Origin of the sequence: Stenotrophomonas sp. DR822, assembly GCF_019793815.1 — a bacterium.
Lineage (GTDB): Bacteria > Pseudomonadota > Gammaproteobacteria > Xanthomonadales > Xanthomonadaceae > Stenotrophomonas > Stenotrophomonas indicatrix.
The window spans coordinates 3,203,142-3,216,803 of sequence record NZ_CP081826.1 but is presented as its reverse complement, the minus strand read 5'-3'; the positions used below and the strand labels follow the sequence as shown (position 1 = coordinate 3,216,803).

Annotated in this window: 13 protein-coding genes; 3 read left to right on the top strand and 10 right to left on the bottom strand. The window is 67.3% G+C overall.

Annotated features, from left to right (window positions below):
- Positions 1 to 26 precede the first annotated feature (26 nt).
- The 6 genes from K5K93_RS14720 to K5K93_RS14695 are packed head-to-tail and all read right to left on the bottom strand — an operon-like array spanning position 27 to position 5,837.
- Positions 27 to 1,019 (bottom strand): phosphatidate cytidylyltransferase, encoded by a 993-nt coding sequence (locus K5K93_RS14720; protein WP_033832372.1) that lies wholly within the window; start codon positions 1,017 to 1,019, stop codon positions 27 to 29.
- Positions 1,016 to 1,645 carry a lysophospholipid acyltransferase family protein gene (locus K5K93_RS14715; protein ID WP_025878621.1) on the bottom strand — a complete coding sequence of 210 codons (630 nt, stop codon included), beginning with the start codon at positions 1,643 to 1,645 and terminating at the stop codon, positions 1,016 to 1,018. The genes K5K93_RS14720 and K5K93_RS14715 overlap by 4 nt, the downstream gene beginning before the upstream one ends.
- Before the next feature lie 12 nt (positions 1,646 to 1,657).
- Positions 1,658 to 2,095: a hypothetical protein gene (locus tag K5K93_RS14710; protein WP_222388275.1), complete on the bottom strand. Its 438-nt coding sequence runs from the start codon at positions 2,093 to 2,095 to the stop codon at positions 1,658 to 1,660.
- Positions 2,092 to 3,426 carry a phosphatase PAP2/dual specificity phosphatase family protein gene (locus tag K5K93_RS14705; RefSeq protein ID WP_222388274.1) on the bottom strand — a complete coding sequence of 445 codons (1,335 nt, stop codon included), beginning with the start codon at positions 3,424 to 3,426 and terminating at the stop codon, positions 2,092 to 2,094. Before K5K93_RS14705 ends, K5K93_RS14710 begins: the two co-directional genes overlap by 4 nt.
- Positions 3,426 to 5,177, bottom strand: a complete 1,752-nt coding sequence (locus K5K93_RS14700) for a bifunctional alpha/beta hydrolase/class I SAM-dependent methyltransferase (protein WP_222388273.1) — start codon at positions 5,175 to 5,177, stop codon at positions 3,426 to 3,428. The genes K5K93_RS14705 and K5K93_RS14700 overlap by 1 nt, the downstream gene beginning before the upstream one ends.
- A 39-nt stretch (positions 5,178 to 5,216) precedes the next feature.
- The gene (locus K5K93_RS14695) at positions 5,217 to 5,837 is read right to left on the bottom strand and encodes a CDP-alcohol phosphatidyltransferase family protein (protein WP_222388272.1); all 621 of its coding nucleotides are present in this window, start codon (positions 5,835 to 5,837) and stop codon (positions 5,217 to 5,219) included.
- Positions 5,838 to 6,050: 213 nt separating this feature from the next.
- Between K5K93_RS14695 and purH the strand changes: the two genes are divergently transcribed.
- Genes purH through purD form a run of 3 tightly spaced genes read left to right on the top strand, consistent with a single transcriptional unit; the run spans position 6,051 to position 9,872 of the window.
- Positions 6,051 to 7,634, top strand: a complete 1,584-nt coding sequence (gene purH, locus K5K93_RS14690; RefSeq protein WP_222388271.1) for a bifunctional phosphoribosylaminoimidazolecarboxamide formyltransferase/IMP cyclohydrolase — start codon at positions 6,051 to 6,053, stop codon at positions 7,632 to 7,634.
- A gap of 17 nt (positions 7,635 to 7,651) precedes the next feature.
- Positions 7,652 to 8,530: a hypothetical protein gene (locus tag K5K93_RS14685; RefSeq protein ID WP_222388270.1), complete on the top strand. Its 879-nt coding sequence runs from the start codon at positions 7,652 to 7,654 to the stop codon at positions 8,528 to 8,530.
- A 58-nt stretch (positions 8,531 to 8,588) separates the two neighbouring features.
- Complete coding sequence (gene purD, locus K5K93_RS14680; protein WP_222388269.1) at positions 8,589 to 9,872, top strand: phosphoribosylamine--glycine ligase; 1,284 nt, start codon at positions 8,589 to 8,591, stop codon at positions 9,870 to 9,872.
- 126 nt (positions 9,873 to 9,998) lie between these two features.
- Here purD and rpoH read toward each other — a convergent pair whose 3' ends face one another.
- The 4 genes from rpoH to ftsX all read right to left on the bottom strand — a co-directional run bounded on the left by rpoH (position 9,999) and on the right by ftsX (position 13,660).
- A complete protein-coding gene (rpoH, locus tag K5K93_RS14675) occupies positions 9,999 to 10,874 on the bottom strand; it encodes an RNA polymerase sigma factor RpoH (protein ID WP_093818159.1) in 876 nt (291 codons plus the stop codon).
- A 253-nt stretch (positions 10,875 to 11,127) separates the two neighbouring features.
- Positions 11,128 to 11,853, bottom strand: coding sequence for a uracil-DNA glycosylase (ung, locus tag K5K93_RS14670; RefSeq protein ID WP_222388268.1), 726 nt, complete (start codon positions 11,851 to 11,853; stop codon positions 11,128 to 11,130).
- 9 nt (positions 11,854 to 11,862) lie between these two features.
- Complete coding sequence (locus K5K93_RS14665) at positions 11,863 to 12,705, bottom strand: response regulator (protein WP_093818161.1); 843 nt, start codon at positions 12,703 to 12,705, stop codon at positions 11,863 to 11,865.
- Positions 12,706 to 12,712: 7 nt separating this feature from the next.
- On the bottom strand, positions 12,713 to 13,660 hold the full coding sequence (ftsX, locus tag K5K93_RS14660; protein WP_025878610.1) for a permease-like cell division protein FtsX: 948 nt from the start codon (positions 13,658 to 13,660) through the stop codon (positions 12,713 to 12,715).
- Between the last annotated feature and the right edge of the window lie 2 nt (positions 13,661 to 13,662).

Below are 13,662 nucleotides of genomic sequence, written 5' to 3'. Positions count from 1 at the left end.
CGGCGCTACCACGGCATCGACCAGGGTCAACCACCACCCGCCTTCCAGTAGTAACGCACCACGTGGAAGAACACCGGCGCGGCGAAGCACACTGAGTCCAGCCGATCGAGCATGCCACCATGGCCCTCGATCATGTTGCCCCAGTCCTTGATGCCGCGGTCGCGCTTGATCGCCGACATCACCAGGCCGCCCCAGAACCCCATCAGGTTGATCAGCAGCGACAGGCCGAACGCCTGCAGCGGCGTGAACGGGGTGATCCACCAGAGCGCGGCGCCCAATGCGCTGGCACAGAGCACTCCGCCCACGAAGCCTTCCACCGTCTTCGACGGCGACAGCTTCGGCGCGATCAGGTGCTTGCCCAGCAGCTTGCCCCAGATGTACTGCAGCACGTCCGACGACTGCACCACGATCACCAGGAAGGCGAACAGCAGCACGTTGCGCGCCGGATCGTAGCCCGGCACGCGCAGGTTCAGCAGCAGCGGCACGTGCGAGATGCAGAACACGCAGATCATCAGGCCCCACTGCACCTTCGACGTGCGCTCCAGGTAGTGGGTGGTGTCACCACCGATGGTGGCCAGGATCGGCAGGAACAGGAACGCGTACACCGGGATCAACAGCGTGTACATGCCATACCAGTCGATCCACACCAGGTAGTACTGCCACGGCAGCACGATGTAGAACGCCGCCAGCAACGCGTAGTAGTCCCCCGATCGTGTCGGCGCCAGGGTGATGAATTCGCGCAGTGCGAACAGCGAGATGATGGCGAACAGCACGATCACTCCGGCGCGCCCGAAGAACAGCGCCAGCCCGACCACGATGGCCATCACCCACCACGCGCGGATGCGCGAGACCAGGTTGGCGATCACCGCGCTGGGCTGTCCACGCTGGCGCCAGCGCAGGGTTTCGGACACCAGCGTGGCCAGCACCAGCACGGCGCCTACGCCCGCGAACAGCAGCCCTGTCTGCTGACCCACGCTTCGCGCGGCAAGATCGCCGGACACATCGATCATGAAGCTCATGCACGGCCTCCGTTCGGGGCCAGGGCCAGCAGCGCCTGCCGGCTGCGCGCCAGGAACGCCGCCTTGTCCTCATCGGCCTGCAGCCGCAGCGGCGTACCGAAGGTCGCCGTGCACAGCAGCGGCAGCGGCAGGAACCGCCCTTTCGGCATCACCCGCTTGAGGTTGTCGATCCACACCGGTACGAACTCCAGCTCCGGGCGCTGCCGGGCCAGGTGGTAGATGCCGCTCTTGAACGGCAGCAGCGGCTCATCACCGATGTTGCGCGTGCCTTCCGGGAACAGGATCAACGAACAGCCCTCGTCCACCGCATCACGCAGCACCTGCAGCGGATCCTGGTGGCGGTTGCCGGCCTCGCGCTCCACCAGTACGCCATTGAATACCGCGTCGATCAGGTAACGACGCAGACCGTCGCGCTGCCAGTACTCGGCGGCGGCGACCGGCCGCACCTGGCGCCGCAGCGCCGGCGGCATCGACGACCAGATCAGCACGAAATCACCATGACTGGCATGGTTGCCGTAGTACACGCGGTGCTCGCTGGACGGCGCGCAGCCGACCCACAGCGCGCGTGCGCCGGTCACTACATGGATGGCCGCGCTGCAGGCGCGGGCGATCAGTTCAGCGAACATCGGCACCTCCGGTCAGGTCTGCGGCCACAGCACGGCCAGCAGCAACGCAGCGAACTGCAGCAGCGTGGCGGCGTACTGGCGCATCAGCAGACGCCGCATGCCGGTCCAGCGCGCATCCCAGCCACGCGTCGGCACCTGTGCGTCCAGCCTGCGCAGGCCAGCGGTGTGCAGCGCCTGGTCCACCCGCTGCGCTGCGTCTTCACCCTGCAGGCCCTCCTGCTGCAGCAGGCGCAGCAGGCTGGCGTCCAACTGCACCCGCACCGCGTAGTACGCCTGCACAACACCTGCAACCAGGCTCAGCAGCAGCAGGCCAGCGGCGAACATCGCCAGCCCAGGCTCGATGCCCAGCAACAACAGGGCCGCCAGCAGCAGGCCCAGCGACAACGCGGCAGGCACTCGCCCCTGCCGCAGCAGCAGATGCATCATCGGCAGATCGGGCACGGCGCTCATGCAATGGTCTCCTGCGCGGCAGCGGCCGCGATCACCTGTAGATGAACGTCGTGCAGCACGATCGACGGCCGCGCGCCACGTACGATCGACACCGCGTCGGCCACATCGCGCGCACGGCCGGTGCGCAGCAACCAGGTCGCCAGGCTGGCCGCGCTACGTGAATACCCCAGCGCACAGCAGACCAGGACGGGGCCATGGCCGCGCAGGCGTTCAATGGCATCTGCCGCGGCACGCAGCTGCGCCGCCGAAGGCACCACCAGGTCCAGCATCGGCACGCTGGCGTACGCTGCTCCCGGCGCGCGGCAGGACAGCTCCGCACAGGTGTCGACCACGCCCACCAGCGGTGCCGGCAGTGCGGTACCTGGCAGGCGCCCCAGCCAGACAGCGTCGACGACCGGCACCGGCTGCGGCGCGCGGCGCGTCCACAGCCGCGAGTTGATCCACGCCGCACCCAGGTACGGTGCCAGCAGCCAGCGCGCGGCCATCGTCAACCGGCCATCGGCGCGCTTCTGGAACACCGCCGTGCCCAGCCCGGCATAGGCCAGCGACACCAGCAGCAACGACACCACGGGCCACAGCAGCCACAATGCGGTGCCGCGCAGCATCACCACCGGCACCAGCAGCAGGCCGGCACCCGACACATACAACGCGGCCAGCCGCCAACGCTTCGGGTCACCGGCAGCCTGCCAGGCGCGCAACGGCGGCGTGCCCTGCTCCGGCCACAGCCACACGCACAACCAGCCCGCCAGCAGCCCGGTGGGAATGTCGATGAAGTGATGCTGGAACGTGGTCAGCACCGAAATGCCGATCAGCAGCGCCCACACATGCAGCACCAGCCGCCAGACCCCGTGCAGGTACTGCGCGAACTTCACCCACAGCACGATCAGCAGCACGATATGCAGCGACGGCGCCTGGTTGAATGGCTTGTCGAAGCCCAGCAGCACGTCGAACAACCAGCCGAACACACCGCCGATTTCCGGCCGTTCGAAGCTGAAGCGCAACGGCCACAACAGGAAGCACGCCACCGCGATCACCTGCGCGCTGAGCAGGCGCAGCGCGTGCCGGTCCAGCTCCAGCCGGCGCCGGCACAGGAAGAACGAGATCGCATAGAACAGGTCGATCGACCAGTACGGCACGATCGTCCACGGCACGAACGGAATCCGCGCCTCCCAGGCAAATGCCATCACCGGCAGCTGGGCATGGCGGCCGGCCATCCAGTTGGCGAAGCCATAGCTGGCGAAGAAGAACGGACCGAGCAGGGCCAGCCACAGCAGGGCGCGCCGCCAGGGGCGCACCTCGCTGGATGATGCGGTTGCCGCCAGCGTCGCCATCACGCGATCCGTCGTGCCAGCGATACGGTGAAGATGCCGAAGTCATCGATGCGCTGGGCCACCTTCTGGAAGCCGGCCAGGCGCACCAGTTCGTCCATCTCATGCTGGGTACGGCGGCGCATCACCCACGCCGCGCCACCACGATGGCTGGTCAACGCACGCGCGATGAACTCCAGCTGCGGATGCCACGGCTGCCCGGTATAGGCCAGGTAACCGCCCACCGGCACCGTCGCAGCGATGCCCTGCAGCGAACGCAGCACCGTATCGTTGTCCGGGAACAGTTCGTACAGGCCGGACACCACCGCCAGCGTCGGCGCCGGTTCCACTGCTGCCAGCTGCGCCGGATCGAACGCATCGCCCTGTTCGAAGCGGGCGATGTCGGCCGCGCCGAGGCGCTCGATCAAGGCCTTGCCCTGCGTTACGTTCAGCTCGCTGAAATCACGCAGCACGATGCGGTCGGCACGCTGTTCGCCCTGGCCGAGTGCTTCCAGCACGTAACGGCCATGGCCGGCCGCCACGTCCAGCACGCGCACCGGCGCGCCCTGCCCGCGCAGTCGCTGGGCGGCATCGCGCAGCAGTTCCTGCAGGTGCTTGCCGCGCACGCGGATGCCGCGCCAACCGATCGCATCCAGATAGTTGCGGTCGACCATCCGGCCCAGCGGGCCCTTGCCCCGCGCCTCATCACGGTAGATGTAGTCCAGCGTGCTGCCCGAATCGAAGCCGGTCTGCAGGCCCAGCGCGATGCCCTCCGACAGCGTGCCGCCGAAACGCAGGCCACCGCGCACCACGCGCCAACGCAGGTCGGCCAGGCTGTTGCGCTCCGGTGGCCACGACAGGATCTCCGATTCCTCGAAGGTCGGGCCATGCCGATGCGCATCGCGCCGCGACAGCTCCTGCAGCGGTTCGGCAAAGCGTGCCTGGATGAAGCTGCGGATACGCGCCAGCGCCGGTGCACGGTCACGCTCGCCGAGGGTGTCGTGGAAGAAGCCCGGCAGGTGCACGCGCTCCTTGATCGGGCTGGACAGGCGTTCGTAGAAGCGGTCCTGCGGGCCGCGATGCACCACGAAGTCCGAGCCCGATACCAGCAACTGCACCGGCACGCTGATCGCCTGCGCGTCGGCCACGATGCGGTCGGCCGCTTCGTACAGGCCCAGCAGCACGCGCACCGAGATCGGCCGGGTGATCAGCGGATCGGTGCGGTAGCTTTCCACCCGTGCCGGGTCGTGGGTCAGCCACTGCGGCTTGACGTAGCTGTTGACGAAGAAGTTGCCGCGCAGTTTCTGCATCAGCGCCAGTCCAGCGCGTGCGAACGGCACGTACAGCTTCACCTTGAATGCCGGCGAAGCCATCACCAGCGCGCGCAGCCGCGGCGCATAGTCATGCACCCAGGTGGCGGCAACCACCGCGCCCACGCTCTGCGCGATCACCACGATGTCCTCCACCGCGATGCCATGCTCGGCACTGATGTGGGCGATGAAGCTGTCCAGGTCGCGCACCAGCGCCGGGAAGCCCGGTGCGTCGCCGCGCGTGCCGGGCGAGCGGCCATTGCCGCGCGCATCCCACGCGAAGAACGCGGTGTCGGGCAGGTCCAGCTCGTCGACCAGATGGGTGACCCGGCCGGAGTGTTCATGACCGCGATGCAGCAGCACGATGGCCTTGGCCGGCGTGGTTGCCGTCGTGTTCGGCCAATACCGGTAGAACAGCGGTACCTGGTCGAAGCTGTGGAATTCCCGTTCCTGCGCCTGACGCATGCAATCTCCGTATGGATAGGGCGTGTAATCGTGTTGTGCTTACCGCTGCGATATCGCCGCGGCTTCCTTCAATCCCTGGCGTACGCGACGGACCACCGTCACCCCACAGAGCAGTGCGGCCAGTGCGGCGACCGCGCTGACCACGGTCGCGCCTGCCCAGGCAAACGCCAGCAGCAGGCCCAGCACGCCGATCACGAACGCACGGTCGCTCTTGCCCATCGGGCCGTCATAGCGGCGGCTGGCGCCGACCATCAGGCCCAGCACGCCGGCGTACTCGCTCAGCGCGGCGGCCCAGGCCAGCAGCCACAGTGCCTCAGGGCGCACGCCCGGTACGCTGAGCAGGCTCAGGTACAGCGCCGCGTCGGCGATCACATCGCACAACTCGTTCAGATAGGCGCCCAGCCGCGATTGCTGGCCGAATTCGCGGGCCAGCATGCCGTCGACGGCGTTGAGGGCCATGCGCAGCAGCATCCACAGCGGCAGGGCCAGATACAGCAGCGGCTGGGTGGGAGCGCAGCACCACACCGCAGCGGCCACCAGCAGCGAGACCACGGCCGCAGCCACGGTCACCGTATTGGCGGTGATCCCCATGCGGTACAGGCCGTGTACGGCCGGACGCAGCAGGTCCTGGAAACGTCCTTTCAATGCATAGATCGACACGATCTGAACCCGCTAATCCTTGGCAGTGCGGGCACAGCCTACCTGATTGCGACAGCGCCACGTATCGAATTGCGCCCAATGCCGGCCCATGCAGGTACTGCCGGGCGGACCAGGACAGGAGTCGGCACCGGCCAATTTCCCCCACCAGCGCCCGCCACCGGCCCCCACCGCCTACAATATCGGCCCCGCTCCGCTGCCGATTGCCCTGTCCCCATGACTGCTGATCTGTTGCCCGTCCGCCGGGCCCTCCTCTCCGTTTCCGACAAGACCGGCCTGGTCGAGCTGGCCACCGCGCTGGCTGCACGCGGCGTGGAGCTGCTGTCCACCGGCGGTACCGCCAAGGCGATCCGCGATGCGGGCCTGGCCGTGAAGGACGTCGCCGAGGTCACCGGCTTCCCGGAAATGATGGATGGCCGGGTCAAGACGCTGCATCCGATGGTGCATGGCGGCCTGCTGGGCCGCTCCGGCCTGGACGACGCGGTGATGGCCGAGCACGGCATCGGTGCCATCGACCTGCTGGTGCTGAACCTGTACCCGTTCGAATCGGTCACTGCCAAGGCCGACTGCACCCTGGCCGACGCGGTGGAGAACATCGACATCGGCGGCCCGGCGATGCTGCGCTCGGCGGCCAAGAACTTCGCCCGCGTGGCGGTGGCCACCGACCCGTCGCAGTACGCCGAACTGCTGGCCTCGCTGGATGCCAACGACGGCCAGCTGTCGGCCGGCACCCGTTTTTCCTTCTCGGTGGCCGCATTCAACCGCGTTGCCCAGTACGACGCGGCGATCAGCAACTACCTGTCGGCGGTCACCGCCACCGACGCCGCCGTGCCGGTGCGTGCCGAGTACCCGGCGCAGATGAATTCCACCTTCGTGAAGGTGATGGACCTGCGCTACGGCGAAAACCCGCACCAGAGCGGCGCGTTCTATCGCGACCTGCATCCGGTGCCGGGCACGCTGGCCACCTTCCAGCAGCTGCAGGGCAAGGAGCTGAGCTACAACAACCTGGCCGATGCCGATGCAGCCTGGGAATGCGTGCGCCAGTTCGACGCGCCGGCCTGTGTCATCGTCAAGCATGCCAACCCGTGCGGCGTGGCCGTTGGCGCCGGCAACGGCGATGCCTACGAGCTGGCCTACGCCACCGACCCGACCAGCGCCTTCGGCGGCATCATCGCCTTCAACAAGCCGCTCGATGCAGCCACCGCGCAGGTGATCCTGGACCGCCAGTTCGTCGAAGTCCTGATTGCGCCGGACTACGAACCGGCCGCGCTGGAATACGCGCAGAAGAAGGCCAACGTGCGCGTGCTGCGCATCCCGCACGGCGACGGCCTGAACAACTTCGACAACAAGCGCGTGGGCTCCGGCCTGCTGCTGCAGTCGTCGGACAACCGCGGCATGACCCGCGACGAACTGAAGGTGGTCAGCAAGCTGGCACCGACCGACAAGCAGTTCACCGACCTGCTGTTCGCCTGGAAGGTCGCCAAGTTCGTCAAGTCCAACGCAATCGTCTACGCCAAGGACAACCGCACCATCGGCGTGGGTGCCGGCCAGATGAGCCGCGTCTACTCGGCACGCATCGCCGGCATCAAGGCGGCCGATGCGAACCTGGTGGTCGAAGGTTCGGTGATGGCCTCCGATGCGTTCTTCCCGTTCCGCGATGGCATCGATGCCGCTGCCGCCGCCGGCATCAAGGCAGTGATCCAGCCGGGCGGTTCGATGCGCGATGCTGAAGTCATCGCCGCCGCCGACGAACATGGCCTGGCCATGGTGTTCACCGGCGTTCGCCACTTCCGCCACTGATTGCTGGAGCGACACGGATGTCTGCCGTCTCTTTGAAACCACTTGCCGTGCTCGCCTTCGCTGGCACGGCCCTGCTGGCCGCCTGCAGGCCGGCCGCCGAACCCGCATCTGCCCCGCAGGCAGATGCGGCAAAGCCCGCCGCCAGCGAACCGGCGGCGCATGTCAGTCGCACCGCGCGGCTGCAGGCGTTCCTGACCGGGCGTTACGGCAAGGACGCCACGCTTTCCGGCCAATGGCGCGGCAGCTGGACCCAGGATGATGAAACGCGCGCGATCGACTGGCAGGTCTGCGCCGAGCAGCCGGTGGTGACCGGTGACAGCTGGCAGCAGCTGCTGGCGGTGTGTGGTGCGCTGGTCGATGGTGCGCACATCGACCCGGGAACGATCGAGTTCTTCGTGCTGCAGCCCAAGGGCGATGGCTTCGGGGTCACCAGTGAGCTGACCGGCGAGCGCTTCGGCAGTGGCGGCCAGCCCGGCACCGCCAGCATCATCCGCGCCGGCAGCGATTTCTACGGCTTCCGCGTCGAGGATGGCTGGTTCGGCCAGGGCTTCTCGCTGCTCTCGCAGACCCTGGTCCTGCCGGGCCCGAAAGGCCTGACCAGCACCGGCAACGTGCGCAGCCACATCGACAACGACGCCCAGTACGAATGCGAGAACGTCGACGCGGCCGCCGACCCCGATACCGCCGAAGATTGCCGCACCCGCCGCTTCAGCATCGATTTCGCACTGCGTTTCGACGACAGCGACCGCGGTGCGCGCATCTGGCCACTGCTGATCGAGGAAACCGGCAACACCTGCGGCGGCAAGCGGGTGCGTCAGCAGCACCGCTTCACCCTGGACCCGAAGTCCTGGACCTACTCCTTCCCCGAATCGCTGCGACGCGAAGGCTGCCAATGACGCACACGCGCCGCCGGGGACCTGGAACTTCCCTTCCCACGCAATCTGGAATCTCGTGATGAACGTACTTGTCATCGGCTCTGGCGGCCGCGAACACGCCCTGGCATGGAAGCTGGCCCAGTCCTCCCGTGTCACTGAAGTGCTCGTGGCGCCCGGCAATGCCGGCACCGCCAACGAAGACAAGTGCCGCAACGTGGCGGTGAAGGTCACCGACATCGATGGCCTGCTCGCCCTGGCCCAGGCCGAAGGCGTGGCGCTGACCGTGGTCGGCCCGGAAGTGCCGCTGGTGGCCGGCGTGGTCGACCGCTTCCGCGCCGCCGACCTGCGCATCTTCGGGCCGACGGCGGCGGCCGCGCAGCTGGAAGGCAGCAAGGCCTACGCCAAGGATTTCCTGGCACGCCACAACATCCCCACCGCGTTCTATTCGGTGCACACCGAGGTGGACGCGGCACTGGCCTACCTGCGCGAGAAGGGCGCGCCGATCGTGGTCAAAGCCGACGGCCTGGCCGCCGGCAAGGGTGTGATCGTGGCGATGACCCTGGCCGAGGCTGAAGACGCAGTGCGCGACATGCTCTCGGGCAACGCCTTCGGCGATGCCGGCGCACGCGTGGTGATCGAGGAATTCCTCGACGGCGAGGAAGCCAGCTTCATTTCGATGGTCGACGGCATGCATGCACTGCCGATGGCCACCTCGCAGGATCACAAGCGCGTCGGCGACGGCGACACCGGCCCGAATACCGGCGGCATGGGCGCGTACTCGCCAGCCCCGGTGGTCACCCCGGACGTGCACGCCCGCGTGATGCGCGAGGTGGTCAACCCGACCGTGCAGGGCATGATCGCCGACGGCATCCCGTTCACGGGTTTCCTCTACGCCGGCCTGATGATCGATGCCAGCGGCGCGCCGAAGGTGATCGAGTTCAACGTGCGTTTCGGCGACCCGGAAACCCAGCCGGTGATGCTGCGCCTGCAATCGGACCTGGTCGACCTGCTGGACGCGGCGATCGATGGCCGTCTGGACCAGGTGGACGCGCAGTGGGATCCGCGCCCGTCGCTCGGCGTGGTGCTGGCCGCCAGGCCGTATCCGGAATCGCCGATCACCGGCGAGGTGATCTCCGGCCTGGATGATGTGCCGGCAACGGCCAAGGTGTTCCATGCAGGAACGACGCTGGATGCGCAGGGCCAGGTGCTCAGCGCCGGTGGCCGCGTGCTGTGCGTGGCGGCGCTGGGCGACAGCGTGCGCGACGCGCAGGCGAACGCGTACGCGGGCGTGGCGAAGGTGACCTGGGCCAACGAGTTCCACCGCACCGACATCGGCTGGCGGGCGATCGCGCGGGAAATCTGAGACCGCGCTGATCCACGCGTGGCGTGGATCAGGATCGCGAAGTAGATCCACGCCATGCGTGGATCCAGCAGGAAAAAAAAGGCCCGGCAATGCCGGGCCTTTCCATTACTCAAACGCTTCGCCGCCTTATGCGGTGAACAGCGCCTTCATCTTCTTCAGCGCGTTCGCTTCAACCTGGCGGATACGTTCGGCCGATACGCCGTACTCGTCCGCCAGCTCCTGCAGCGTCACCTTGCTGTCCGCATCCAGCCAACGGCGGCGGATGATGTCGCGCGAACGCGCATCCAGTTCCGCCAGGCCTTCGCGCAGCAGCTGCATCTGGTTGTCTTCGCTGTCCTCGCGCTCGTAGGCCATCGACGGATCTTCGTCATTGGCCACCAGATACGCAGCCGGCGACGGCGGCGCGTGGTCGCTGTCCTCATCGGTCGGGGCATCGAAACCGATATCACGGCCGGACAGGCGCGACTCCATTTCCAGCACCTCGCGCTCGGACACGTTCAGGTCCTTGGCCACTGCGCTGACTTCGGCCGCGTTCATCCAGCCCAGGCGCTTCTTCGACTTGCGCAGGTTGAAGAACAGCTTGCGCTGCGCCTTGGTCGTGGCGACCTTCACGATGCGCCAGTTCTTCAGGATGAACTCGTGCATCTCGGCGCGGATCCAATGCACGGCGAAGGACACCAGGCGCACGCCCATGTCGGGGTCGAAGCGCTTGACCGCCTTCATCAGGCCGATGTTGCCTTCCTGGATCAGGTCGCCCAGCGCGAGGCCGTAGCCGTTGTAACCGCGGGCCACGTGCACCACGAAGCGCAGGTGCGAGTGCACCAGCTCACGGGCAGCGTCCAGATCGTTGCCGTCGCGGAAGCGACGGGCCAGGTCCTGTTCGTTATCGACCGACAGCACCGGGATCTGGTGCACGGCACCGATATAGGCGTCCAGCGAACCGAGCGCACTGGGAATCGGCAGATTGTTTGCCACAAGGGCAGTAGAGGTGTTCTGGCTCATAGGCACCCATCTTAGCAGTCTGGGATTTGGACTGCTAAAGGAGGAAAAAGTTCCAGCATTCCATTGATGAAACACTGGTCCCAAACAGAACCCTACCGTAGCGCGATTTGATGACAGTGGCGAGCGCGCTTTTCGGGATACACAATCCCTTGCAATTCAACCCACTAGCCCGCAAAACAAAGCCTTACCAGGTCAAAGGCAGCTGAACGGGCGGCGTTTTCGCCCATCAGCACGGGGCAGCGTTGCCCGCCGTTCAGCCCGATGGCGCCAGCGCCGCCCGCGGCGGCAGCGACCAGTCGATCGGCGCCTGCCCGCGGCGCTGCAGGTACTCGTTGGCCATCGAGAAATGACGGCAGCCGAGGAAGCCGCGGTGGGCCGACAGCGGCGAGGGATGCGGGGCTTTCAGCACGCGGTGGCGGCCGGTATCGATCACCTTGCCCTTCTGCTGCGCGTAGGCGCCCCAGAGCATGAACACCAGGCCCTCGCGCTCGCGGTTCAACACGTCCACCACGTGGTCGGTGAAGCCTTCCCACCCACGCCCCTGGTGCGCACCGGCCTTGCCCTCTTCCACCGTCAGCACCGCGTTGAGCAGCAGCACGCCGCGCTGCGCCCACGGGATCAGGCAGCCGTGGTCCGGGCGGGCTATACCGAGGTCACCCTCGATTTCCTTGTAGATGTTCAATAACGACGGCGGCACCGGCACGCCCGGCTGCACCGAGAAACTCAGGCCATGGGCCTGCCCACGGCCGTGGTACGGGTCCTGGCCGAGGATGACCACTTTCACCTGATCGAACGGGGTGGCATCGAAGGCGGCGAAGATCTGCGGTCCAGGCGGGAACACCGCCGCACCGATGGCCTTGCGCTGCCGCAGGAAGCTGGACAGCTCGCGCATCTGCGGCTGCAGCAGGTAATCGCCCACACGCTGCTTCCAGCTCGGTTCCAGCTGGATCGCCGGGGTGTCCACTACTTCATCGATCATCGCAACACGTCATCGCAACAGGGGTCCATCATTCAACCGGGCCAGCCGCAGCTGGAACAGCACCTTGGTGATCAGCAGGCGCTCTTCGATCGGCTTCAGCACCAGATCGTTGGCGCCAGCCTGCAGCAGGCCGGTCTGGTTGTGCGGATTGCCATCGCCGGTCATCACCAGCACCGGCAGGCGACGCTTGCCGTAGCCGAAGTCCACGCGCACGCGCTGCACCACGTCGCGACCACTCAGCTCTCCCTTCAGGGTCACATCGGTCAGCACCAGATCGATGCGATGGCGGCTGCGCCCGAGCGATTCGGCGGTGAGCAGGGTAAACGCTTCTTCGGCGCTGACCACATGCATCACATTGAGCTGCTGGCGCTCGAGCATGCGCTTGGTCGCCTCGGCCACCACCCGGCTGTCCTCGATGTAGAGGATGGTCGCGCCGGGAATGGTCTGCGGCTGCACGTAGCCGCGCACGAAGGTCGCCAGGGCCTCGTGGCCCAGCGATTTGTCGAAGTAGTCGGTGACGTACTCGGTGAAGCGGCGCTGCTCCAGGTGCTGCTGGGCGTCGCCGGAGACCACGATCACCGGCACATAGGCCTGCCCTGCCGCTTCGCGCACCTTCCGCGCCAGCGCCAGGCCGTCGCCATCGCGCAGGGTCAACGAGGTGGTGACCAGATCGACCGGCCCCTGCGCCAGCGCATGCTGTGCGTCTTCGATGCTGTCGCAGCCGATCACCTCCACGCCCGGCAGATCGCGCTGCAGGACGTCGGCGATCAGCTTGCGCACCAGCTTGGAGCCGTCAACCACCATCACCCGCGTCGCGGGCCCTTCAAGGTGCTTCAGCGCTTGCGGTTGCATGCCGGTCTCAGGTGTCGGTCGGGCGGGTCTGGCGGAGGAAGTGGCCGGTCACCAGCCATGCGCCCAGCCAGCCCAGCAACAAGGTGCCAAGCAGCACCAGGCTGCCATGCAGCAGGTCCAGGCCATGCAGCACGAACGGGCTGCCGTAGCTGCGCGACAGCTCGGCCAGCGGCGCGCGCAGGGCGGCACCGGCAATGCCGATCAGGCCCAGCGCGACCGCACCGGCGCCCAGGCCATACCAGGCGCCCAGGTACAGGAACGGGCGGCGGATGAAACCATCGCTGGCGCCGAGCAGCTGCAGCACGCCGATTTCCTCGCGGCGGGCCTGGATGTCCAGGCGCACGGTGTTGCCGACCACCAGCGCGGCACCGGCGCCGAGCAGCACCGACAGCACCTGCACCAGCCGCGCACCGAAGGCCAGCCAGGCATCCAGGCGCTGCCGCCACAGGGCGTCGTGCTGCACCAGGTCGGCACCGGGCAGACTTTCCAGCGCGCGTGCCAGCCGTGCATCGTCCTGGCCCTGGCCCGGGGTGACCACCAGCAACGAGGGCAACGGGTTGTCGTTGAGTGCGTCGATGGCTTCGCCGAGGCCGGCCTGCCGCAGTTCCTCCAGGCCCTGCTCCGGCGTGCGCACGGTGACACTGGCCACGTCCGGGCGATCGCGCAGTTCCCCGGCCAGGCGCAGCGCACCCGGGCCGTCGACGTCCGCCTTCAGGAAGACGTTGATGTCGCGCGACTGCTGCACGCTGCCGGCAAACTGCTTGAGGTTGTCCAGCGCGATCGACAGGCCCAGCGGCAGCGCCAGGGCCAGCGCCATGACCATCACGGTCAGCAGCGTCGCCCACGGTTTGCGGCAGGCGCGGCCGAGGCTGAACACTACGCTGTGCACGTGATGCTGGAACCACACGCCCAGGCGCGACGGCGCAGCAGCTTCGGTGTTTTCGTTCTTGGCCATGG